Annotated in this window: 18 protein-coding genes; 11 read left to right on the top strand and 7 right to left on the bottom strand. The window is 64.4% G+C overall.

Annotation, left to right across the window (positions count from 1 at the left end):
• The first annotated feature begins 4 nt into the window (after positions 1 to 4).
• The 10 genes from HKK57_RS08565 to HKK57_RS08520 all read left to right on the top strand — a co-directional run bounded on the left by HKK57_RS08565 (position 5) and on the right by HKK57_RS08520 (position 14,239).
• Positions 5 to 1,294, top strand: coding sequence for a DotU family type VI secretion system protein (locus HKK57_RS08565; RefSeq protein WP_032856783.1), 1,290 nt, complete (start codon positions 5 to 7; stop codon positions 1,292 to 1,294).
• The gene (gene tssM / locus HKK57_RS08560; RefSeq protein WP_169390026.1) at positions 1,291 to 4,791 is read left to right on the top strand and encodes a type VI secretion system membrane subunit TssM; all 3,501 of its coding nucleotides are present in this window, start codon (positions 1,291 to 1,293) and stop codon (positions 4,789 to 4,791) included. Before HKK57_RS08565 ends, tssM begins: the two co-directional genes overlap by 4 nt.
• Positions 4,788 to 5,441 (top strand): type VI secretion system-associated protein TagF, encoded by a 654-nt coding sequence (gene tagF, locus HKK57_RS08555; RefSeq protein WP_070994064.1) that lies wholly within the window; start codon positions 4,788 to 4,790, stop codon positions 5,439 to 5,441. The genes tssM and tagF overlap by 4 nt, the downstream gene beginning before the upstream one ends.
• Entirely contained in the window at positions 5,442 to 6,161 is a 720-nt protein-coding gene (locus HKK57_RS08550; protein ID WP_029289857.1) for a PP2C family protein-serine/threonine phosphatase, read from the top strand. It abuts the gene before it with no gap.
• A complete protein-coding gene (locus tag HKK57_RS08545) occupies positions 6,158 to 9,130 on the top strand; it encodes a serine/threonine-protein kinase (RefSeq protein WP_169390025.1) in 2,973 nt (990 codons plus the stop codon). The genes HKK57_RS08550 and HKK57_RS08545 overlap by 4 nt, the downstream gene beginning before the upstream one ends.
• On the top strand, positions 9,130 to 9,834 hold the full coding sequence (locus tag HKK57_RS08540; RefSeq protein WP_169390024.1) for an ABC transporter ATP-binding protein: 705 nt from the start codon (positions 9,130 to 9,132) through the stop codon (positions 9,832 to 9,834). Before HKK57_RS08545 ends, HKK57_RS08540 begins: the two co-directional genes overlap by 1 nt.
• Positions 9,834 to 11,018, top strand: a complete 1,185-nt coding sequence (locus HKK57_RS08535; RefSeq protein WP_169390023.1) for an ABC transporter permease — start codon at positions 9,834 to 9,836, stop codon at positions 11,016 to 11,018. The genes HKK57_RS08540 and HKK57_RS08535 overlap by 1 nt, the downstream gene beginning before the upstream one ends.
• The gene (locus HKK57_RS08530) at positions 11,011 to 12,723 is read left to right on the top strand and encodes a formylglycine-generating enzyme family protein (RefSeq protein WP_029289852.1); all 1,713 of its coding nucleotides are present in this window, start codon (positions 11,011 to 11,013) and stop codon (positions 12,721 to 12,723) included. The genes HKK57_RS08535 and HKK57_RS08530 overlap by 8 nt, the downstream gene beginning before the upstream one ends.
• An 83-nt stretch (positions 12,724 to 12,806) precedes the next feature.
• Complete coding sequence (tagQ, locus tag HKK57_RS08525) at positions 12,807 to 13,736, top strand: type VI secretion system-associated lipoprotein TagQ (RefSeq protein ID WP_070994059.1); 930 nt, start codon at positions 12,807 to 12,809, stop codon at positions 13,734 to 13,736.
• Positions 13,737 to 13,861: 125 nt separating this feature from the next.
• The gene (locus tag HKK57_RS08520; protein ID WP_029289848.1) at positions 13,862 to 14,239 is read left to right on the top strand and encodes a hypothetical protein; all 378 of its coding nucleotides are present in this window, start codon (positions 13,862 to 13,864) and stop codon (positions 14,237 to 14,239) included.
• A gap of 122 nt (positions 14,240 to 14,361) precedes the next feature.
• On the opposite strand, the gene HKK57_RS08515 is transcribed toward HKK57_RS08520, so the two are convergent.
• The 6 genes from HKK57_RS08515 to exbB all read right to left on the bottom strand — a co-directional run bounded on the left by HKK57_RS08515 (position 14,362) and on the right by exbB (position 21,352).
• Positions 14,362 to 15,762, bottom strand: coding sequence for an aminoacyl-tRNA deacylase and HDOD domain-containing protein (locus HKK57_RS08515; RefSeq protein ID WP_070994058.1), 1,401 nt, complete (start codon positions 15,760 to 15,762; stop codon positions 14,362 to 14,364).
• A 206-nt stretch (positions 15,763 to 15,968) separates the two neighbouring features.
• Positions 15,969 to 18,044 (bottom strand): ATP-dependent DNA helicase RecG, encoded by a 2,076-nt coding sequence (recG, locus tag HKK57_RS08510; RefSeq protein ID WP_029289844.1) that lies wholly within the window; start codon positions 18,042 to 18,044, stop codon positions 15,969 to 15,971.
• Positions 18,045 to 18,052: 8 nt separating this feature from the next.
• Positions 18,053 to 18,973 carry a hydrogen peroxide-inducible genes activator gene (locus tag HKK57_RS08505; protein WP_029289842.1) on the bottom strand — a complete coding sequence of 307 codons (921 nt, stop codon included), beginning with the start codon at positions 18,971 to 18,973 and terminating at the stop codon, positions 18,053 to 18,055.
• A gap of 190 nt (positions 18,974 to 19,163) precedes the next feature.
• Entirely contained in the window at positions 19,164 to 19,910 is a 747-nt protein-coding gene (locus HKK57_RS08500; protein WP_029289840.1) for a TonB family protein, read from the bottom strand.
• Positions 19,907 to 20,332 carry a TonB system transport protein ExbD gene (exbD, locus tag HKK57_RS08495; RefSeq protein WP_029289838.1) on the bottom strand — a complete coding sequence of 142 codons (426 nt, stop codon included), beginning with the start codon at positions 20,330 to 20,332 and terminating at the stop codon, positions 19,907 to 19,909. Before exbD ends, HKK57_RS08500 begins: the two co-directional genes overlap by 4 nt.
• A gap of 6 nt (positions 20,333 to 20,338) precedes the next feature.
• The gene (exbB, locus tag HKK57_RS08490; protein WP_029289836.1) at positions 20,339 to 21,352 is read right to left on the bottom strand and encodes a tonB-system energizer ExbB; all 1,014 of its coding nucleotides are present in this window, start codon (positions 21,350 to 21,352) and stop codon (positions 20,339 to 20,341) included.
• A gap of 190 nt (positions 21,353 to 21,542) precedes the next feature.
• On the opposite strand from exbB, the gene HKK57_RS08485 reads away from it, so the two are divergent.
• Entirely contained in the window at positions 21,543 to 22,394 is an 852-nt protein-coding gene (locus tag HKK57_RS08485; RefSeq protein WP_169390022.1) for an NAD-dependent epimerase/dehydratase family protein, read from the top strand.
• Between the two features lie 99 nt (positions 22,395 to 22,493).
• On the opposite strand, the gene HKK57_RS08480 is transcribed toward HKK57_RS08485, so the two are convergent.
• Positions 22,494 to 23,237 (bottom strand): hypothetical protein, encoded by a 744-nt coding sequence (locus HKK57_RS08480; protein ID WP_092232125.1) that lies wholly within the window; start codon positions 23,235 to 23,237, stop codon positions 22,494 to 22,496.
• Between the last annotated feature and the right edge of the window lie 34 nt (positions 23,238 to 23,271).

Genomic DNA, 23,271 nt, shown 5'->3' with positions numbered 1-23,271 from the left:
CGCGATGCATCCCAATGATGACGACCGCACCCAGTTCATGCCGCGCCCGGGTGGCCGTGCGCCGGAGCCTGCACGCGCAGAACCGGCGCCTTTGTCGATGCCGGCGGCGCCGATCCTCACCGGCAAAAGCCAGGGCCTCAACCCCCTGGAAAGCGCCGCCGGCCCGTTGCTGGCGTTGCTGACACGCCTGCGCAACACCATCGCCCATCCCGCGCCATCGAGCCTGCGTGCGCAGTTGCTGGCCTACCTGCGCCAGTTCGAAGAACGCGCCGAGGCGGCCGGCGTGGCCCGTAACGAGGTACTGCTGGCGCGCTACGCGCTGTGCACCGCCCTCGATGAAGCGGTGCTGAGCACCCCCTGGGGCAGCGCCAGTGACTGGGGCAAGCAGAGCTTGTTGATTACCGTGCACAACGAAGCCTGGGGCGGCGAAAAGGTCTTTCAGTTGTTGGATCACTGCCTGCAAAGCCCGCGCGAGCGCCTGTATCTGCTGGAGCTGTTGTACCTGTGCATGTGCCTGGGTTTCGAAGGCCGCTACCGGGTGATGAACGACGGGCGCAGCCAGTTGGAAGCGTTGCGCGAACGCACGGCGGCGGCGATTCGCAGTGCCCGTGGCGAGCATGAGCGCGAGTTGTCGCCCCATTGGCGCGGCGTGACCGTGGCCCGTGATCGCCTGGCGCAATTCATGCCGCCGTGGATTGCAGTCGCCATCGGCCTGGCGTTGTTACTGGCGCTGTTGTTTGGCTTGCGCCTGAAGCTGGCGTCGGATGCCGAGCCGGTGTTCAAGAACATCCATGCCCTGGGGGAAATCCCGGTGCAGGCCATCGACCGCCCGGTGGCGCAGCCGAAAATCATCGAGCGCCCGCGCCTGGCGGGCTTTCTGGTGGAAGACATCAAGGCAGGCCGGGTCGCAGTGGAAGACGCCGTTGACCGCTCCGTGGTGACGATCCGTGGCGATGAGCTGTTCGCTTCGGCCAGCTCGAGCATTGTCGATGACTACCAGCCCCTGATGCTGCGCATCGCCGATGCCATCCGCAAGGTCAAGGGCCAGGTGCGCGTGACCGGGCATAGCGATAACCGCCCGATTGCCACCCTGCGTTTCCCGTCCAACTGGGCCTTGTCCGAAGCGCGGGCCAAGTCGGTACTGGAGATTCTCGCGGCCAAGACCGGCCAGGGCGAGCGTTTCAGCGCCGAGGGGCGCAGCGATACCGAGCCGGTGGCGACCAACGCCACAGCCGAAGGCCGTGCCCGCAATCGTCGGGTTGAAATCACCGTATTGGCGGAGGGCGTCGAGTGAAGGCGTTTTTCAGTTTCATGATTCGCTGGGTGATCCCTGTGCTGGGCCTGATTGCCCTGGGCCTGATCATCTGGTTTGTCGGGCCGTTGCTCGACGTGCTGGTCCCCGAAGGCCGGCGCTGGGCACTGATCATCCTGGTCTTCGCGGTGTGGATCGCCTACCGCGTGTTTCGCATCATCCAGGCCCGGCGCCAGGCTGGCGAAGTGATGCGCAGCCTGGCCGCCGAAACCCCGGTCGACCCCAACAGCGTTGCCACCGCAGAAGAACTGGCCACCCTGCGCCAGCGCATGGACGAAGCCCTGGCGTTGCTGAAAAAGGCCAAGTTGGGCGGTGACGAGCGGCGCAACCTCTACGAGTTGCCGTGGTACGTGATCATCGGCCCACCGGGCTCGGGCAAGACCACCGCGCTGGTCAACTCCGGGCTGCATTTCCCCCTGGCCGCCCAGTTGGGTGCCGGCGCGGTGCGGGGCGTGGGCGGTACGCGCAATTGCGATTGGTGGTTTACCGATCAAGCCGTGCTGCTGGACACCGCCGGGCGCTACACCACCCAGGACAGCAACTCCACGGTGGATAAAGCGGCCTGGCTGGGCTTTCTCGACCTGCTGAAAAAGCAGCGCGCCCGTCGCCCGATCGACGGCGCCTTTATCGCCATCAGCCTTTCGGACCTGCTGCTGGGCAGCGACGCCGAGCGCGCCGCCCATGCAGCAGCGATCCGCCTGCGCATCCAGGAGTTGTACACCCAGTTGGGTGTGCGCTTCCCGATCTACCTGATGCTGACCAAGCTCGACCTGGTGCCGGGCTTCATGGAGTTTTTCGACAACCTGAGCAAGGAAGACCGCGCCCAGGTGTGGGGCATGACCTTTGCCCTGGACGACGGCAAGCACAGCGACAGCCCGTTGGCCCATTTGCAAAGCGAATTCGCCGGCCTGGAGCAGCGCCTCAACGAGCGCTTGGTGGAGCGCCTGCAACAGGAGCGCGACCCGGCGCGGCGCGACCTGATCTACGGCTTCCCGCAGCAGTTCGGTGCCCTGAAGGATTGCCTGCAAGGCTTCCTCGAAGGCGTATTCAAGCCCAATGCGTTTGAAGAGCGCGTGCTGCTGCGCGGCGTCTATTTCACCAGCGGCACCCAGGAAGGCAGCCCGATCGATCGCCTGATCGGCGCCATGGCCCAGAGCATGAACCTCGACCGCCAGCACCTGGCGCGTCAGAGCGGCACCGGGCGCAGTTATTTCATCGAAAAACTGTTCAGCGCGGTGGCCTTTGCCGAGCGTGGTCTGGTGGGGGTCAACCCGAAGGTCGAGCGCCGTCGCAAATGGCTGGCCCGTGGCGTCCTGGCCGCCACCGTGGCGGTGGTGTTGGTGGTCAGTACGTTGTGGTGGGTGAGTTATCGCGCGAACCAGGCGTATATCGCCCAGGTCGACCACAAGGTCGCGCCACTGGGCCAGGCCGTGCAGACCCTGAGCCCGGCACAGCGCGAGGTGCTGGCCGTGTTGCCGCTGCTCAACGCGGTGAAGAACCTGGCGGGCGATTCGCCAAGCTGGTCCGAAGGCCTGGGCCTGTATCAGGGCGACATGCTCGAAGCCGAATCAGCCAGTGTCTATCGCAAGCTGCTGATCGCGGTGTTCGCCCCGCGGCTGGTAACGCGCATCGAAGAGCAACTGCACAGCGGCGGCAGTTCCGACTTCCTCTACGAAGGCTTGAAGGCCTACCTGATGCTGGCTGACAGCGAGCATTACGACCCGGACTTCATCAAGGCCTGGATCGCCCTGGACTGGGACCGCAACCTGCCACGCGACCTGCCCGCCGACCAGCGCCAGGCACTGACCGGGCACTTGCAGGCGTTGTTCGATCGTCACCCACCGAATGCGCGACTCGACCCACGGCTGATCGATGACTTGCGTCGGCAGTTGCAACAACTGCCGGTGGCCCAGCGTGTATACGACCGGGTCAAGCGCCACAAGCTGCCCGAAGGCGTGACGGATTTTCGCATCAACGAAGCTGCCGGCCGCGATGCCGCACTGGTATTCAGCCGCAAAAGTGGCAAGCCGCTGGGCGAGCCATTGAGTGGGTTCTTTACTGCCAAGGGCTATCGCCAGGGCTTTTTGCTGACCAGCCTGAACCAGGCTGGCACCCTGGCTGAAGAGCAGTGGGTATTGGGGAATGCACCGGCGGATCAACAGAACGTCGCCAGCCTTGCCGCCGATGTGCGGCGCCTGTATTTCCAGGACTATCAGCGCCAGTGGGACGCCTTGCTGGCCGATATCGACTTTGTGCCCATCACCAGCGTGGCCCAGGCGGCCGACGTATTGCGGGTGATTTCCGGCCCGACCTCGCCCCTGAAAAAGCTGCTGGTGGCGGTGGCCAAGGAAACCGACCTGCAGGCTGAAGAGCGCCAACTGGCTGCCAAGGGCGTGCCAGTGGAAGGGGGTGTCGACAAGCTCAAGGAGCGCCTCGGTAGCCTGCTCGGCGAGGCGCAACCGGCGGCCAGCGCGCCAGCCCTCAGCGAAGACCCGGTGACCGCGCACTTTGCCGAACTCAACAGCATCGTGGCCAAGAACGAAGGCGAGCCGGCGGCCATCGACGGCCTGTTGGCGGACATGAATGCGCTGTATGTGCAGGTCAGCGCCATGGTCGGTGCCAGTGGCGATGCCTTGCTCGGCGAAGCCAAGAACCAGGCTGCTGCCGCCGCCACGCGGGTCAGCCTGAATGCCGAGCGCCAGCCGCCGCTGGTACAGGGCATGGTCAAGTCGGTGGTCAACTCCACCACCAACAGCATGATGGGTGGGGTGCGCAATCAACTGAACGCGGCCTGGGTCAGCGAAGTGGTCAACGTTTACCGCCAGTCCCTGGCCGGCCGTTACCCGATGTCTCCTGGCAGCGCCCGCGATGCCACCCTGGACGACTTCGGTCAGTTCTTCGGGGTGGGCGGGGTGATGGACAACTACTTCCGCAAGTACCTGCAGCCCTACGTCGACACCTCCGCGCAGACCTGGCGCTGGCAGCCGGGGGCGGCGCAGAAACTCGGGATCGCGCCCGGTGTGCTGCAAACCTTCCAGCGTGCGGCGACCGTTCGTGATGCGTTCTTCCGTGCCGGTGGGACCCAGCCCATCGTGCGTTTCGAGCTCAAGCCTGTGGCGATGGACGCGACCATCACCCAGTTCCTGCTCGACCTCGACGGCCAGCAACTGAGCTACGACCACGGCCCGAGCCGGCCGGTGGCGATGCAGTGGCCGAACCCCGGCAGCAGCGGCGGGGTGCGGATCTCGATCATGCCGCCAGCCGCCAGCGGACGTTCGGGCGTGACCCTGGATGGCCCGTGGGCGTGGTTCCGCCTGCTGGAGCAATCGGAGCTTTCGGCGGGCAATTCGCCGGATCGCTTCAACCTGCGTCTGCGGGTCGATGGCGCCAGCATCGCTTATGAGTTGCGGGCCAACAGCGCCTTCAACCCGTTCAAGAGCCGTGTGCTGAGCGGGTTCAGCCTGCCGGAGCGGTTATGACCACCTTGGGGTTCTACGGCAAGTTGGCCAGTCGCGGGGACTTTGTCAGCCGCGCCTTGCCCCAGAGTTTTATCGGGCCTTGGGACAGTTGGCTGGCCGCCGGTTTGCTGGCCAGTCAACACAGCCTGGGCGGCGATTGGCTCAACGTGTACCTGGTCAGCCCGCTGTGGCGTTTTGTGCTGGCGCCGGGTGTATGCGGGCCGGATGCGGCGGCGGGGGTGGTGATGCCGAGCATTGATCGGGTCGGGCGGTATTTCCCGCTGGCGGTGGTCGCGTTGTTGGATCACGACGCCAATCCAGCGTCCCTGGTGGGCGGCCCGGATGCCTGGTTCGAGCAGGCCGAGGAGTTGTTGCTCAGCACCCTGGACCCCGGCGCCACGTTCGAAGGGTTCAGCGATGGCCTGGAGCGCCTGGGTTTGCCGGGCAGCGAGGCGCGCGCGTTGGACAGCCGCTTCGCCGGCCTGCAGCGGGTAGCCGCCACCGAGCCCCATGCTCGCATGACGGCCCTTGCCGAACAGGCCTGCGAAGGCGCCAGCCTGTGGTGGGGGCGTGGCTCGCAACGCATTTCCCCCGGTTTATTGCGGTGCCAGGGTTTGCCTGCCGCCGGCGATTTTGCGCAATTTCTGCTCGGACAAGAAGGTGTGGTGTAGATGGGGTCGACGTACAAATCCGCGAGCAAAAGCCATGTGGGCATGGTGCGCCAGGTCAATGAGGACGCGTGCCTGGACTTGCCGCAGAACCGCCTGTGGGTGGTGGCCGATGGCATGGGCGGGCATGCCGCAGGCGATTACGTCAGCAGCTTGATCGTCGACAGCCTGCGCAGCCTGCCCGTGGGCCGGTCACTGGACGAATACACCGCGGCGCTGCGCACCGAGTTGAACCGGGTCAACGCGGACGTGCGCGAAGAAACCGCCAATCGCGGCGTGACCATGATGGGCAGCACCGTGGTGCTGCTGGCCGCACGTGGCCTGCGCGGCGTGTGCCTGTGGGCCGGTGACAGCCGCTTGTATCGCCTGCGCGATGGCGAGCTGGAGCGCATCTCCCGCGACCACAGCTACGTGCAGGACCTGCAGGACAGCGGCCTGCTCAGCGAGGCCGATGCGCGAGTGCATCCACGGGCCAACATCGTCACCCGCGCCATTGGCGTGGAGGCGCGACTGGAGTTGTCGGTGGTCGACCTGTTGATCGCCCCCGGCGACAGTTACCTGTTGTGCAGCGATGGCCTGAACAAGACCGTCGAAGACCACGAGATCCGCGATGTACTGAGCCATGCCGAGCCCGACGAAATTGCCCGCAGCCTGGTGCACCTGGGGCTTAACCGCGGTGCGCCCGACAACATCACCACCCTCGTCGTGAAGGTGTCGCCATGACCCTGATCATCCCCGGCTACGACATCGACGGCGAAATCGGCGAAGGCGCCATGGCCAGCGTATACCTGGCGACCCAGCGGTCGCTGGAGCGCAAGGTGGCGTTGAAGGTCATGGCCGCCGCGCTGGCCGCCGACCCGAGCTTTTGCGAACGCTTCCTGCGCGAGGGCAAGACCCTGGCGCGGCTGTCGCACCCGCATACGGTGACGATCCACGACATCGGCAATGTCGGCGAGCTGTATTACATGGCCATGGAATACCTGCCCAACGGCACGCTCAAGGAGCGCATCGCCGCCGGCCTGACGCCGGAACAGGGGCTGGTGTATATCCGCCAGATCGCCTCGGCACTGGGTTACGCCCATGCCCAGGGCTTGGTGCACCGTGACGTCAAGCCGGCGAATATCCTGTTTCGCGCCGATGGCACGGCGGTGCTGTCGGACTTTGGTATCGCCAAGTCCCTGGATGACCGCACGCAGTTCACCCAGGCCGGGTTTGCCGTGGGCACCCCCAGCTACATGAGCCCGGAGCAGGCGCGCGGCCAGGAAATCGACGGCCGCGCCGACCTCTACGCCCTCGGGGTGGTGCTCTATGAAATCCTCGTCGGCCAGTTGCCTTACCGTGGCACCGATGCACTCTCCACGGCCCTGGCACACCTGACCGAGCCCTTGCCGGAGTTGCCGCTGCACCATGGTCGTTATCAAGAGGTGCTGAAAAAGCTCCTGGCCAAGGACCCGGCGCAACGTTTCCCGGATGCCACCGCGCTGCTGCTGGCGCTGGATCGACTGCCGCTGGAAGCACCGAAAGACGCGCTGGAGGCGACCTTGATTCGCCCGGTCAACGACTTGGCCGGGTTAACCCCGGTGTCCATCGAAGTGCCCAGCGCCACTGCGCAGCCGCAAGCGGTGCGCCAGCCGGTGGTGGCTCCCACGCCGCCGCGTGCGGTGTCCGAGCAGCGGCGCGGCCCGGTGCTGGCACTGGCCGCCGTGGCGGTGGCGGTTGCGCTGGCCATCGGTGGCGCCAGTTACGGGTGGCTGAGTGACGACGCCCCGCTGCCGCCGCCTGCTGCGCCAGGGCCCGTGACGCCTGCTGCCGTCACACCGGTGGCAGCCGATATCGACGGCGGCCAGCGCCCGTTGCTGATGGCCGGCAAGAAAACCCTGTTCCAGCGGGTCCTGAGCAAGCCCGGCGCCAAGCTCTCCAGCGCGGCGGGCGGCGCACCGGGCAAGGCTTTGCCGGCGTTTTCCGTGCTCTATGTGTACCAGCGCAAGGACATCGACGGCAGCCCGTGGCTGCGTGTGGGCGCCGCCACCGATGGGCGCAGCGACGGCTGGTTGCCGGCCGTGCACGTCAGCGACTGGAAGCAGAGCCTGGTACTCAAGTTCACCGAGCGTTCGGGGCGTGCGCCGGTGATGTTCCTGCGCCAGGCCGGCGAGGTGGAAAAACTCCTGGCGGATCCAGTCGCGGCGAAGAACCTGTTGCTCAAGGCGCAGAACAACCCCGGCGACAATCAGCAGGTCCTGGCCCTGGAGCCCGCCGCCAGCGCCGTGCCGCAGAATCAGTTCTACCTGTTGCCGATCTTCGATGCCAAAGAGAGCTTCGACGAGAATGGCCAGCCGGTGCAGTTACTCAATGTGGCGTCCATCGACCCCGGCAGTGCCGCTGCCAAGCCGGCGACCCCGGTGATCAGTGCGAATGCCGATGCGTTCCGCACCGCTGTGGTGCTGGTGGTGGACACCACCGTGTCAATGCAGCCCTACATCGACCAAGTGCGCGACGTCGTCCACGAGTTGCAGACCCGCATCGCCGAGCGTGGCGAGTTGGACAGCGTCAGTTTCGGCATGGTCGGCTTTCGCAGCAGCGTGAAGAAAACCCCGGGCCTGGAATACGTGGCCAAGACCCTGATCACCCTCGATCAGGGCCGCGACCCCCAGCGTTTTCTCGATATGGCGCGGCAGGTCAAGGCCTCGACCGTTTCCAGTCACGCCTTCAACGAAGACGCGTTCGCCGGGGTGATGCAGGCGGTGAACGGTATGGACTGGTCCGGCTATGGCGGGCGCCTGATCCTGCTGGTGACCGATGCCGGCGCCTTGCGCAAGAACGACCCGTTCGCCGCCACCCAGATGAACGAAGCCGAAGTGCGCCAGGCCGCGCTGGGCAAGCAGATCAAGATCTATGCCTTGCACCTGCGCACCGACGCCGGCAAGAAAACCCATGGCGGCGCCGAGTCCCAGTACCGCACCCTGACCGCCGACGCCAACCCGCAGATCGGCGACCTCTACACAGCGGTGCCGGGCGGCGATGTGCGCAAGCTGGGCGAGCGCGTCGATGAGATCGGCACGGTGTTCGCCAACCTGGTGCACCAAGTGCGCAGCAACACCCCGCAGCCGGTGCCGTTGCTCAGCAACGCGCCGAGCCTGGCGGACAAATCCGCGGCCGTCGGCTATGCCATGCACATGGACTTCCTCGGCCACAAAGGCGCGAGCCAAGCGCCGCAGCTGGTCAGCGCCTGGACCGCCGACCGCGACCTGACCAACCCCGCGCTGCCGGCGTTCCAGGTCTGCGTGATGCTCACCAAATTGCAGCTCAACGACTTGCAGCAGTCGCTCAAACTGATCGTCGATGCGGCGCGCAAGACCCAGACCTCGCCCAAGGATTTCTTCCAGGAAATCGCCAGCGCCTCGGCCTACATGAGCCGCGACCCGCAGGCCTTGCGCAAGGGCGGCAACCTCGCCGATGGCGGCATCCTCGGCGAATACCTGGAAGGCCTGCCGTACCGCAGCAAGTCCCTGAACATGACCCAGGACCTGTGGCTGTCGTTGAGCGTGGCCGAACAGGAAGACTTTATCGACGAGCTGGATTCGAAAATCCGCCTCTTTGAGACCTTCCATAACGACGTGGCCAACTGGGTCCGTTTCGGTGATGCCGAGCCGGGCGATGCGTTGTACCGCGTGCCGCTGTCGACGCTGCCTTGATGCTGAACCTGAGCGCGGTGCACAAGAGCCGGGGCGTCGGTAGCCAGCGCTATAGCCTGGTGATTCCAGGGTTGCACCTGTGCGTGGGGGAGCAATTGGCGATTGTCGGGCCCAGTGGCTGCGGCAAAAGCACCCTGCTGGATCTGTTGGCGTTGGTATTGGCACCGGATCAGGTGGGCCGGTTTGAATTCAACCAACTGGATATTGAGGGTCTATGGCGGGCCAATCAGCAATCCACGTTGGCCGGGTTGCGCAGCCGGCACCTCGGTTATGTGCTGCAGACCGGCGGCCTGCTGGGTTTTCTCGACGTGCGCAGCAATATTGCCCTGCCCCGGCTACTGTTGGGGCTCAAGGACGATGGCAGCGTGGCGCGCCTGGCGGCGCAGTTGCAGATCAGTGACCAGTTGGCCAAGAAACCTGGCGCGTTATCGGTGGGCCAGCGTCAGCGCGTGAGTTGCGCCCGTGCCCTGGCCCATGCTCCGCAACTGCTGTTGGCGGATGAGCCAACCGCGTCCCTTGACCCCCTTAATGCCGAGCGTGTCATGCAGGCGCTGCTGGCCCAGGCCAGCGAGCACCGTGCCGCCTGCGTGATCGCCACCCATGACGAGCCCCTGGCCCGCGCCAGTGGCTTGCAGGTGCGGCGCATCAGTTGCCAGCGCGATAGCGACGGTGGCGTCACCGCAACCCTTGGGGAGGCGTGCTGATGCGCATTCCTTTGGTAGCGTCCCTCGCTTGGCAGGATTACCGCGACGATGGCTGGTTGTCGGCCTGTTCGGTGCTGGCGCTGGTGGCCGTGATCGCGCCGCTGCTGGTGTTGTTCGGCCTCAAGTTCGGCCTGGTCAGCAGCCTGACCGAGCGTCTGGAGAATGACCCGGCGACCCGGGAAATCATTCCATTGGGCGGTGGTCGATTCAGCCACGCTTTTGTCGAGCAGCTTGCTCAGCGCAGCGATGTGGCGTTCGCCATCCCACGCACACGGCAGATCGCGGCCACGGCCCAGGTAGGCGCGCTGACCCTGGAAATGTTGCCGACCGCGCCGGGTGATCCGTTGCTGAGCGGGCTGCCCGTGCCCGCAGGCCTGGACCAGATCGTGCTGAGCCACACCGCCGCCGAGAAGCTCGCGGCGCGGCCGGGGGATTGGTTGCAAACCCGCTTTGCGCGGCAAGTGGCCGGGCGTGTCGAGGCCCAGGGCACGCGGCTGCAGGTGCTGGCGGTATTGCCCCTGGAGGCATTCGCCCGGGATGGATTGTTTGCCGGTTTGAGCCTGCTGGAAGCGGCGGAAGATTACCGTGATGGCCGGGCGGTACTGGCACTGGGTTGGCCCGGTGACGCGGCAGGCGAGGGCGCGCAGCGGGTGTATCCGGCGTTTCGTTTGTATGCGCGCAGCCTCAGTGATGTAGAGCCGCTGCGGGTGCATTTCGCCGCGCAGAACCTGTTGGTCTCGACCCAGGCGCTGAGCATCGCCCAGGTGCAGTCGTTGAGCCGCAACTTGTCCATCGTGTTCTGGATCATCGCCGGCCTGGCCTTGGCGGGAGCGTTTGCGGCGATCTTCGCCGGGGCGCTGGCCGCGGTGGCGCGCAAGCGTCGGGAGTTGTCGGTGTTGCGCCTGCTGGGGTTTTCCACGGGAGCGCTGTTGCTGTTCGTGACGTTGCAGGTGCTCTACGGCGCAGGGTTTGCCGCGCTGCTCAGTGCCGGCCTGTATGGCTTGGCCGAGGCCGGTTTGAATCGATTATTCGTGCAGGTGCCGGGCGAATACGCCAGCCATCTGCTGGTGCGGCATTACGCCCTGGCGCTGGTCGCGGTGCTCGGCGTCAGCGCCGTGGCGGCCGCGTGTGGTGGGTGGCGTGTGGCGCGTATCCAGGCTTGCGAGGGAATCAGAGATGTATAAGTTGTTGGGCGCCGCCGTGGCGCTGAGCCTGGCTGCTGGGGCGTGGGCCGATGAGGCCGGCGACAAGCTGGACAACCCCAAGCCTTTGGCCGATGACGTCAGCCTGCCGCTGCCGTGCGGGGGCAATATGGTGTTTCGCTACGCCTATGTCTTGGCCCAGGGCACCCTGGACGACCGTGAAGTCAGCCTCGGCTACCCGTTCAGCGAAGGCGAGGCGGGCTACAAGCAGTCGTTTATCTCCGGCTATCGCCGCGACTTCATCAACGGCCAATTCACCCTCAAGGATTTGCCCAAGGGCTGGAACAAGGTCATCGCGCCGCTGATGCCCAAGACCGACGCCAAGACCCCGCTCAAGCCGATGCTCTACTTTATCGGCAAGTACGAAGTGACCGCGCGCCAGTATGCCCAGGTCATGGCCCAGGCCCAGTCGTTGGCCAGCGGCGAGCCAGCCCCGGCGTGCGAGGTGCCTGAGGGCATGGCCGGGCGCCTGCCCAAGGTCAAGCTGTCGCGGTTTGAAGCCGAGCGCTTTGCGGCGGTGTACAGCGCCTGGTTGATGAAATATCACCGCGAGTTGTTGCCGGTCAGTGGTCGCGGATCTTCGGCAGAGGATGGTGGCCTGGGCTTTGTGCGGCTGCCCACCGAAGTGGAATGGGAGTTCGCCGCACGCGGCGGCCAGGCGGTGAGCCGCCAGGACCTCGAAGGCCGGCTGTTCCCACGGCGCATCGAGGGCAGCGACAGCGACGGCCCGCTGGGCGATTGGGCGGTGTTCAACCAGGTCGCCGGCGGCACCGGCCAGGCCGCGCGGCTGATGCCCATCGGCACCAGGTTGCCGAACCCTATCGGCATGTTCGACGTGATCGGCAACGCCGCCGAAATGGTCCAGGAGTCGTTCCAACTGGTCCATGCCGGCCGCCGCCAGGGCACGTATGGCGGCTTTATCGTCAAGGGTGGCAACTACCTGGAAGGCGAGGGCACGCTGTTCACCGGCATGCGCCGCGAGTACCCGCTGTTCGGCGCCGATGGCACCGAGCAAAGCAACGAGACCACCGGTTTTCGCGTAGCGATTGGTGCGCTGTCGGCACCGCGTTCACGCTACAACGAACTGTTTGCGCAGTGGCAGAAAGAGGGGCGCCTGGCCGCGCTGACCGATGCCATCGACGACGCCCAGGACCCGACCAAACGCCTGGACAGCATCATCGCCGCCAGCGTCGACCCGCGGCTGCAGGCCGAGTTGGGGCTGGTCAACGAAGAGCTCAAGCGCAATGTGTCGCTGATTGCCCAGCAACGTGAGGAAGCGGCCGGCAACCTGATCCAGTCTGCCGCCCTGGTGGCCGAGACCATCAATAACTACAACATCCGCCTGATCAATCTGCAGAAAAGTCGCCAGCAGTCCCTGGACGCCAAGGACGAGGCCAGCGCGCAGCTGTTCGCCACTGCCATCGCCAATGGCCGCAGCGCGCTGGACGGTGCGGTGGCGATCTATATCGACAACCTGGCCACCGGCACGCGCTACACCGATGCGGTGATCCAGGCGCAGTTTCAAAGGGTCAAGCAAGAGTTGGAGCGCAAGCCGGTATTGGGCAAGAGCCTGATGACGCGCGCGACGTTGTTCGTTCGCCATGTCGGTAACTATCGCAAACAACAGCGAGCCGACCCGGCAACGATTTTGAAGGAATTGCTCGCAGCGAGCGGTCAGCGGTCTTGATCGCTCGCAGGCTGGCGAGCTTGGAAGGGACTCAGGCGGCATGGGCCGTGCTGGGCAAGTCAAACTTAAAAGAGAACACACCTATGCTTTTTTCCCGTAAGGCGGTTTCCAAGCGTTACTTGCTGCTGATCGCGGCTGGTTTCAGCACCGTGTTGACTGGTTGCGCCACGTCGCCGGCCTCCAAGGTCGCGTCGAGCACCAAGGTCGAGTACTACCCCAATTGCTACGAGCCTGTGCAGCACTTGCGTGCCACCGATTCGGACATGACCAAGTCGGTCGTCACCGGCGCCGCCCTCGGCGCGGCGGGTGGTGCGCTGCTGGGCGCCTTGACCGGGGATTCGGACAAGCGCGGCCGCAACGCCGCCATTGGTGCAGCGGGCGGTGCCCTGGCAGGTGGCGCGGCGGGTTACTACACCGAGCGCCAGAAGCAGATCAGCGACGACAACCAGCGCATCGCGTCCTACGCCGCTGACTTCAACAAAAGCGCCTCCGACATCGATCGCAGCACCGCGTACGCCAAGGCGTCCCAGCAGTGCTACCAGAGCGCGTTCACCAAGCTTGTGGCCGACCGCAAGGCCAAGACCGTCAACGACACCGAAGGCCGCAAGCGCCTGGCGGAAATCGTCTCCGGCCTCAAGGAGTCCAATGACCTGATCGTCGCGGTCAATGGCAAGGCCAGCGAAGACCTGAACAACTACACCCAGGCCTACGAGAAAGACCTGCAACAGGTGGGTGTGCAGCGTAATGATGTGGTGACCGTGGCCACCGCCGATACCACCAAGACCGTGGTCCCGGCGAAGAAAGGCAAATCCACCGGCAAAGTCGTGACCAAGCGTCCGCCACTGCCAAAGGTGCCGACCGAAGCGGTGAGCACCGAGAAAAGCATCCTGACCGCCAAGGTCAAGCAGACTGAAAGCAAGCAGGTGGCCAGCGCCGGTAAAGCACAGATCGAAGGCACTTGCCGCGATCCGAACCTGGCCGACTGGGCGCCGGTACCTTGCCCTAACGTTTAAGCCAAGTTGTTGCTATAAGCGGTAAACGCCAGCCGATCTCCTGCTAACGCGGGAGATCGGTAGCGTTCCGCGCACAAATCGTTAAACTGCTGCGGCCACCCAATAATTACACTGAGGCCGTGTGCATGAAATTTCGTTTTCTCCTGTGGGTGCTGGGCCTGATGATGGCCAAAGCCAGCCGCAACAACCCCGCGTTCCAGCAGCAGTTGGGTGACAAGGACCTGGCGTTCCAGCTGCAGACCCTCGACGGCAAGGTTGCCCGTCACTTCATCGTCAAAGACCAGCGCATCACCAGCCGCTCGGGTGTCCACCCGGAGCCTGCGTTCGCCATTGCCTTCAAAGACGCCGCCTATGGCTTCGCCACCATGCAGGCGAAGAACAAGCAACTGGCGTTCATGACGGGGATTCAGGACAAGTCGATCCAGATCAAGGGCAACCCGGCGCTGGTGATGTGGTTCCAGGGGTTGACCAAGTACTTGAAGCCGAAGAAAAAGAAGGCCTGAGAGACCGAGTTGGATTCATCGCAGGCAAGCCAGCTCCCACATTTTGAGCGCATTCCAACGTTGGAACTCGGTCAAATGTGGGAGCTGGCTTGCCTGCGATAGCGGTTTGACAGACGCCCGTTTCAGCCCTGGCTGAACTGCGACGCCAACTCCCGCAGCAACACCTCGGCATCCAGCACCTTGCTCACCACATCCTCTGCCTTGCTGCGGTCCAGGCCCAGGCGCTCCAGCAGCTCGTCCGGAATCTCGGCTTCCGGCCCCGAGCCAATCCCACGCCCGCGCAGCAAGCGCACGGCCAGGCACACCAGGTTGGGGTATTCGGCGTACTGGCCGTCGTAGCTCGGGTCGTGCTGGAAGCGCAAGGCCGTGGACAGTTCTTGCGGCATGTCCCAGTAACGCATCAGCCAGGCGCCGATCTGCTCGCGGCTGATTCCCAGCAAGTGTTGCTCGACATAGCTGTGGCACAGGTGCGGGTTGACCTCCAGGTGCCGGCAGATCAGTGAGAAGTGCGGCGGGAACACGTGGGCCAGCAACAGATAGCCAAAGTTGTGCAGCAGGCCCGCCAGGTAGGTCAGGCCGGCTTCCGGGCGCTGGGCGCGGGGCATGGCGCGGGTCAGGCCTTCGATCACCGCCGCGGTGTAGATCGACTGGTGCCAGTAAGGCGTGGCCTGTTGCGGATGGTCCTTGGGCAGGCTCAGGGTCTTGCCCAGCGCCAGGCCCAGGGCGAGGTTGATCACCAGGTCGAAGCCCAGCACGCGGACAATGGCGTCCTCTACCGAGCGGATCTTGCCCGGCGAGGCGTAGTACGGCGATGCCGCCCAGCTCACTACTTGCGCGGCCAGGGCCGGGTCGGTTTCCACGACGCCAGTGATGTCATCGATGGTCGCGTTGGGATCGACCCGCAGCTTGATGATCTTCTGCGCGGTGTCGGCCAGCGGCGGGATCTCGATGGTGGCTTCCAGGCGTTGCTGGATACGCCGGGCGGTAAACGCCTGCATCGCTTGGGAGATCTCGTCGCGGTCGTCGTTGGGGCGGTCGAAGTTGGGCCGGATGCTGCTCAAGGGCTCGCCGAAGTTGGCCGCACTGGCCTTGCTCAGCATGCGCTTGAAGTCATCGCTGGCGATTTCCAGCAGCACCGTGGCTTCGCCCGAATGCACCAGTAAGGTCGGCTCGCGTAGCAGGCTTTCTTCGTACAGGCACGGCGAACTGGTCAGCGGTGGCAGGCCAGGCAGCAGGCTCAGGCTGTGTTTGCCGAGCATGCGCTCCAGGCGTTCCGGTGCCACGGCGGTGAGGTTGCGGCCGGTCAGTTCGGTAAGGCGATTGAGATCCAGCAGTTGGCTCTGGGGGAACAGCACCATCAGGGCGCCCACGGCATCGTCGAGCAGCACCGCTTGAACCTTGCGAGCGGGGTTCAGGCCTGGATGTTCGATGACTTCCTTGTAGCTGACGGCGAGTTTTGCGAGCAGGTCCCGAATGACCGAGGGTGCGGTCGGTGGGGCTGTGGCGTGGGCTACTTCTGACATGGCCGGATCCAATTTCCTACATTTGCTTGGAGTATAACCAGCTTGGTCCGGCTGAGGGGGGTCTAACTGTGGTTTGTGATGGTGGTCCCCATTCCTGTAGGAGCGAGCTTGCTCGCGAAGAACCTTGACGGTGACGCGGGGCACCGCCATATCCGTGGCGCCTGGGTGTTCTTCGCGAGCAAGCTCGCTCCTACAGGGGGGCTGGATCAGACCTGACCGTATTGCTGGCCGTGGCGCAGCCAGCGATCCAGCAGCGGGCTGACGTGGTGCGGCCAGCGTTCCAGCAGGGCCTGGGCGGCGTCGCGCACGGCGGGCAGTAGGTCGGCGTCGCGCATCAGGTCGGCCACCTTGAATTGCAGCAGCCCGGTCTGGCGGGTGCCGAGCATCTCGCCGGGGCCGCGCAGTTCCAGGTCCTTTTCGGCGATCACGAAGCCGTCGTTGGTCTCGCGCATGATCCCCAGGCGCTGGCGGCCAATCTGCGACAGCGGTGGATGGTAGAGCAGCACGCAGTGGCTGGCGGCACTGCCCCGGCCGACACGGCCGCGCAGTTGGTGCAGTTGCGCCAGGCCCAGGCGTTCGGGGTTTTCGATGATCATCAGGCTGGCGTTGGGTACATCCACGCCGACTTCAATCACGGTGGTGGCCACCAGCAGTTGCAGGTTGCCGGCCTTGAACTCGGCCATCACCGCGGCTTTTTCCGCAGGTTTCATGCGCCCATGGATCAGCCCGACCTTGAGCTCGCCCAAGGCGCTGGTGAGGTCTTCGTAGGTGGTTTCGGCAGCCTGGCAGGTCAGCTCTTCGGATTCTTCGATCAGCGTGCACACCCAATAGGCCTGGCGCCCTTCGGCGCAGGCGCCGCGCACGCGTTCGATCACTTCGACACGGCGGGTGTCGGTGACCAGCACCGTGTTGACAGGCGTTCGGCCCGGCGGCAGTTCGTCGAGGATCGAGGTGTCGAGGTCGGCATAGGCACTCATGGCCAGCGTGCGTGGGATCGGGGTGGCGGTCATGATCAACTGGTGAGGGTTCATTCGCCCGCCCACGCCTTTTTCACGCAGGGCCAGGCGTTGCTGCACGCCGAAACGGTGCTGCTCGTCGATGATCACCAGGGCCAGGTTCTTGAATTTAACCTCATCCTGGAACAGCGCGTGGGTGCCGACCACCATCGGCGCGCCGGCGGCGATCTGCTCCAGGGCGGCCGTGCGGTTCTTGCCTTTGAGCTTGCCCGCCAGCCACGCCACTTCCAGGCCCAGGGGTTCGAGCCAGCGCTTGAAGGTGATGAAGTGCTGTTCGGCGAGGATCTCGGTCGGCGCCATCAGCGCCACCTGGTAACCGGCCTCCAGGGCCTGCAGCGCAGCCAGGGCGGCGACCACGGTCTTGCCGGCCCCGACATCGCCCTGGATCAGGCGCAGCATGGGTTCTTTCTGACTCAGGTCGTAGGCGATTTCATTGCCTACGCGCTGCTGCGCACCGGTCGGCGCAAAACCGAGGTTGGCCAGGTATTGCGCGGGCAGGCGCGTGGCCTTGGGCATCGCTGGCGCACGCAGGGAACGCATGCTTTCGCGCAGGCGTTGCTGGGACAGTTGATGGGTCAGCAGCTCTTCGAAGGCCAGGCGATGTTGGGCCCAGTGATGACCCAGGGCCAACTCATCCACGTCCGCGTCGGCCGGTGGATGATGCAGGTAGCGGATCGCGTCAGCCAGGGGCGCCAACTGGTAATCGCGGGCCAGCTCTTGCGGCAGCCAGTCGGGCAGGCTTTGCGGGCCGAGCAGGGTCAGGGTTTGCATGCATAGCTGGCGCAGGCGCTGTTGCGTCAGGCCTTCGGTGAGCGGGTAGATGGGGGTGAGGGTGGTGTCTACCGGCGGCGGTTCGTCGCCGGTAATGGCGCGATATTCCGGATGGTAGATTTCCAGGCCCGATGCGCCCGGCCGGGCTTCGCCGTAGCAACGCACACGAGTGCCACGCTTGAGGCCTTCCTTTTGCGCGTTGCTGAAATGGTAGAAGCGCAGGCTCAGGCCACCGGTGCCGTCCTGCAGGCGCACCACCAGGCTGCGGCGCTTACCCATCACCACATCGGCACCGCTGACGGTGCCTTCGACCACGGCATCCTGCCCAGGGCGTAGATGGCCGATGGGCACTACGCGGGTGCGGTCCTGATAGCGCAAGGGCAGGTGAAACAGCACGTCCTGGAGGTTTTCCAGGCCAACCTTGGCCAGTTTCTCGGCCATGGCGTCACCGACACCCTTGAGTGCCGTCACCGACACCTGCGACAGCTCTGTCATACGCTTGCTTAGCTCGCAGCAGGCGGCTTGGCCACCGAACACAGGCGGATCGAGTCGGCGAGGATATCAATCGCTTTCGGGCGCGGGAAACTGGCACGCCAGGCAATCGCCACGGTACGGAACGGCACGGGCGGGGTGAGCGGACGCACTTCAATCACGCCGGCGGCGTAGTGATGGCTGTCCACGGCCGACAACGGCAGGATCGAAATACCCAGGCCGGACGCCACCATATGGCGAATAGTCTCCAGGGAGCTGGATTCGACCGTGGTGTGCTTGGCGCCGTCGTTGCCCTTGGTCAGGGTCGGGCAGGCTTCCAGGACCTGGTCGCGGAAGCAGTGACCCTCACCGAGCAGCAGCAGGCTCTTGTCGTTGAGCAGGCCAGCGTCGATCGTGTCTTTCTTCGTCCACGGGTGAGAGGCAGGCATCAGCACGTAGAACGGCTCGTCGTAGAGCGGCAACGTCAGCACGTCGGCTTCATTGAACGGCAGGGCGATGATGATCGCGTCCAACTCACCGTTGCGCAGCTTGTCGCGCAGTACGTGGGTGAAGTTTTCTTCGATATACAGCGGCATCTGCGGCGCGACGCGGTGCAGTTGCGGGATCAGGTGCGGGAACAGGTACGGGCCGACGGTGTAGATCGCGCCGACTTTGAGCGGGGCCGTCAGTTGGTTCTTGCCGGCTTGGGCCAGTTCACGAATGCTCTGGGCCTGCTCCAGCACCTTCTGGGCCTGGGCGACAATGCCTTCGCCGACCGGGGTGAGGCGCACGGCGCTTTTGCTGCGCTCGAAAATCAGCACACCGAGTTCGTCTTCAAGCTTTTTCACGCCCACCGACAGCGTCGGCTGGCTGACATGGCAACGTTCGGCGGCATGGCCGAAGTGTTGCTCTTGGGCGAGGGTCACGATGTAGCGTAATTCTGTAAGAGTCATAGCGGGCGTCCATGAGGTTGCGGGCCAAGCATACCGGCTGCAATCGATAGGCGCACGTTATCAGAACTAGAGTGGGGATTGAGCGGTTTGTGCGGGGGATTTTGCTTAACGCTCAAGCGGGTCCTAAATGTGAGAGGAGGCTTGTCGGATCGCCGCACCGCCGCGATCCGACAAGCCCGTTCCCACTGGGTCAGCGGCGGCGCTTCTCGATGTTGTAGACAAACGGCGCAACGATTTCGATGCTGCCGTTTTTCAACATATCGGCCGGTGGCTTGGGCAGCGGCTGGGCACGACGGATCATCTCCAGGGTAGCGCGGTCCAGATCGGCGTTGCCGGAGCGGCCCACCAGCTCATAGGACAGCACCTTGCCTTCGGCATCCACCACGAACCGCAAGCGGTTCAAGCCTTCCTTGCCACGGGCCTGGGCGCCTGGCGGGTACTTCTTGTACTTCGCCAAGTGACCGAGCAGCGTGCTTTCCCACGTTGCCTTGGCCGCGATCTGCGCCGGCGAAGGGCCGGGTTGCGGCTGCGCGGACTTTTCCGAAGGCGCATTATTCGCCGGGCTTTCGCTTGGCGGATCCTCGGAAGGTTTCTCCTTGGGCGGCTCGATCTTCTTCTCAGGCTTGGGCGGCTGTGGCTTGGGCTTGGGTTTGACCGGCTTGGGCACGGAAATCGTCGGCTTGGGGGCCTCTGCCAGTTTCGGCAATGGCAGCTCTTCCACCGGTGCTGGCGGTTGTGGAGGCGTCACCACCTTCGGCGGGGCCGGAGGCGGTGGTGCCGGCAGCGGCGCCAGGTCGATGACCATGGCTGCCGGTGGCAACTGCACCATATGTGGCGCCGACCACTGGTACGCGAGGATGATCGCGACGGCATGGACGCCCAGCACGACGGCGAGGCTGGTGCCATAACGCGTCAGTTTGTGGCGCGTCGTGATCATTTTTTGGCTGCCGTCTCAAGTCCGACCAGACCGACCTTGAGGTAGCCGGCTGCCCGCAGGGCATCCATCACGCTCATCAGGTCGCCGTAGTCCACGCCTTTGTCGGCCTGGAAGAAGATCGTCGTGTCTTTCTTGCCCTGGGTACGGGCGTCGAGCACCGCGCCGAGGGTTTCGGATTTGACTTCTTCTTCGCCCAGGAACAGGCGCTGGTCCGCCTTGACGCTGAGGAACACCGGTTTCTCCGGCCGGGGCGCGGGTTTCGCGCTGGAGGCAGGGAGGTCGACCTTGATGTCCACCGTAGCCAAGGGTGCTGCCACCATGAAGATGATCAGCAGCACCAGCATCACGTCGATAAACGGCGTGACGTTGATTTCGTGGTTCTCGACGAGCTCGTCGTCACCTTGATTCAAATGCAGGCCCATGGCCGATTACCCCACTTTCACCATGTGCGGTTGCGAGCTGCGCTCGGTAGGCAGGTGATCGAGGTCACGGCTGACCAGCAACAGGACTTCTGCCGAAGCGTCCGACACCTGGGCCTTGTAGCCGGCGATCGAACGGGCGAACACGTTGTAGATCACCACCGCAGGAATCGCGGCGACCAGGCCCAGCGCAGTTGCCAGCAGGGCTTCGGCGATGCCGGGGGCGACAACGGCGAGGTTGGTGGTCTGGGTCTTGGCGATGCCGATGAAGCTGTTCATGATGCCCCACACGGTACCGAACAGACCGACGAACGGCGCGGTGGAACCGATGGTTGCCAGCACGCCGGTGCCGTTGCTCATGTTGCGACCGCAGGCCGCTACCAGGCGCTCGAGGCGGAAGCTCACGCGTTCCTTGATGCCTTCTTTTTCGCGGGTGTTGGCCGACAGGCGCATTTCTTCCAGTGCGTCGTGCACCAGCAGGTGCGCCAGGGTGCCCTTGATGGCCGCGCTTTCGCTGGCTTCTTTAAGGGTGGTGGCTTTTTTCAGGTTGACGATTTCATTGCGCAGGCGGCGTTTGGCGCCCAGCAGTTCGAAGCCTTTGGCGATCCAGATGGTCCAGGTGATGATCGAGGCGATGGCCAGGCCAATCATCACGATCTTCACGATGATGTCAGCGTTCTGGTACATGCCCCACGGCGACAGGTCGTGTGCCATGCCCAGGGTGTTGTCTTCTTCCAGGACCACGCCGGTTTCATCTTCCGGGGTCACACCCTCGGCGGCGACCGGGTCGGTGGCGGCAGGTGCGGCAGCCGGGGCACCTGGTACGGCGGCATTTTGCTCAGGTGCGGCGGCCGCAGCCGGGGCTGGTGCCGTAGCGGCAGGCGGGGTTGCCGGCGCCGTGGCATCTGCAAACGCGGCGGTCGGTGCCAGCAGGGCGCTGAACAGCACCGCAGCAATCGCGCGCCAGGCGCGGGATGGGCTGTGAGGCTTGGTTGGCGAAGCGGGGAGGTTATTGCGTGTCATGCTGGCCGGACCTGAGAGTTGAAAATAAGTAGTTGTCCTGCCAGGCCGGAGGACGGCCGAGGACAAATGGGCGGTTATTATTGCAAGTAATTCTTGTTAACAGAAGTAATACAGTAACTTTATTTGTGCTTTTTCTGGCCGCTGGTCACCTGTGAGGGCTAATCTAGACCTTTGAGAACGGAGTTTTGTGATGTCTGCGCCTTCTGTGGTGATTGCCGGTTGTGGTGATGTAGGTAGTCGGCTGGCGAGTCAATTGCTGGCCGCGGGATGGGAGGTTCATGGCCTGCGGCGCAATGTCGCGCGCTTGCCGGAAGGGGTGATCGGCATTGCCGGCGACCTGTTCAATAAAGAGTGTCCCGACACGTGGCCGATCGGCGGCGTGGATTACCTGGTGTACTGCGCCGCTGCAACCGATCACGACGAGGCGGGCTACCGCAAGGCTTATGTCCAGGGCCTGCAGCATGTGCTGGAGTGGCTGGGCGACTATGGCCAGGAGCCCAAGCACCTTGTTTTCGTCTCCAGCAGCAGTGTCTACGGCCAGCAAAACGGTGAATGGGTCGATGAAACCTCGCCCACCCAGGCCGTCGGCTATTCCGGGCAGGTGATGCTGGAAGCCGAGCAAGTGGCGTTCGACAGCGGTATCCCGGCTACGACTGTGCGCTTGACCGGGATCTACGGGCCTGGACGTGAATGGTTGTTGAGCCAGGTGCGCCAAGGCTATCGTGTGGCGGTCGAGCCGCCTTTATATGGCAACCGCATACATGTCGATGACGCGGCAGGCTTGCTGGCTTATCTGCTGCTGCATGTAGGGCAGGGCGGGGCGTTGGAGAAGGTCTATATCGGTGTCGACAACGCGCCCGCACCGCTGGCCGAAGTCGTTGACTGGCTGCGTGGCTACCTTGGGGTGACCGAATGGGCCGAAGACGCCAGCGTGCGCCGCGCGGGCAGCAAGCAGTGCAGTAATGCGCGGGCTAAGGCACTGGGCTGGTCGCCCACCTATCCGAGTTACCGCGAAGGCTACGCGGCCATCCTCAAAGGCTGAGCACTACCGGCTTGAGTGGGAGCTGGCTTGTCGGGTCGCCGCATCGCTGCGATAGCATCACCTTGGTGTCACTGACACACCGAGGTGCCTGCAGTGACTTTACTGTTTATCCAGCAACCACTGGCGTGGCCCCGGGGTGAACGAAGGTACTTCGTCGGCCTGGGACGTATTGATCGCCTGGAAAATCTCCAGTTGCTTGTCATTGCGACTGAAGATCCACGGGTTGCCCTGGCCGCCTTGTTGCAGCCAGATGCTGTCGTAGCCACCGCTCATGGAGGCGCAATCGCCGGCCAGGCACAGTGAGTATTGGTCTACGCCGGGCAGGCCGGTGACTTGGCCGTTGGCCTGGAACTGCACCGTCGCGCCGACGCCATTGCCGCTGGTGATTTTCCAGCTGCCGCCCATATAGGCCGAATACAGCGCCCGCTCGAAGTTGGCACCCAGGGGCGCGCCTTCGGGAGCAGGGTCCTTGGGCCGGTCAAAGAGCTGTTCGGGCTCATTGTCGTTGGCCACTTGCAGCAACTGCTTGCCATCACGCTTGAGTTCGGTGGTTGAGCTACCGTAGAAATCGACATTCCAGGTGCCTGACTTTTCACCTTCCAGCGTGCCTTCAGGGCGTTCAAAACCGTTGAAGTAGCGCGCTTGGTTGGCCCGGGTATTGACCTCCCATTCGAGGTTCGGACCATAGGCCTGCAGGGCTTCACGCAAAGGGCCGCCCTTGGACGCCGCATCGATGGCGACCTGGTTGATCCAGGTGCCGCTCACATCCCGGGCGGCAGGATTGCTGGCGCAGCCGCCAAGGAACAGGGTGAGCAGCGTGGAGGCAACGAGCGCTTTGCGCATTACGAAATCCTTTTAAAACGAAGTCGGCGCAACC

This window comes from Pseudomonas sp. ADAK21, from assembly GCF_012935735.1.
Taxonomy (GTDB): Bacteria; Pseudomonadota; Gammaproteobacteria; order Pseudomonadales; family Pseudomonadaceae; genus Aquipseudomonas; species Aquipseudomonas proteolytica.
This window is presented reverse-complemented; position numbering and strand designations above follow the sequence as displayed.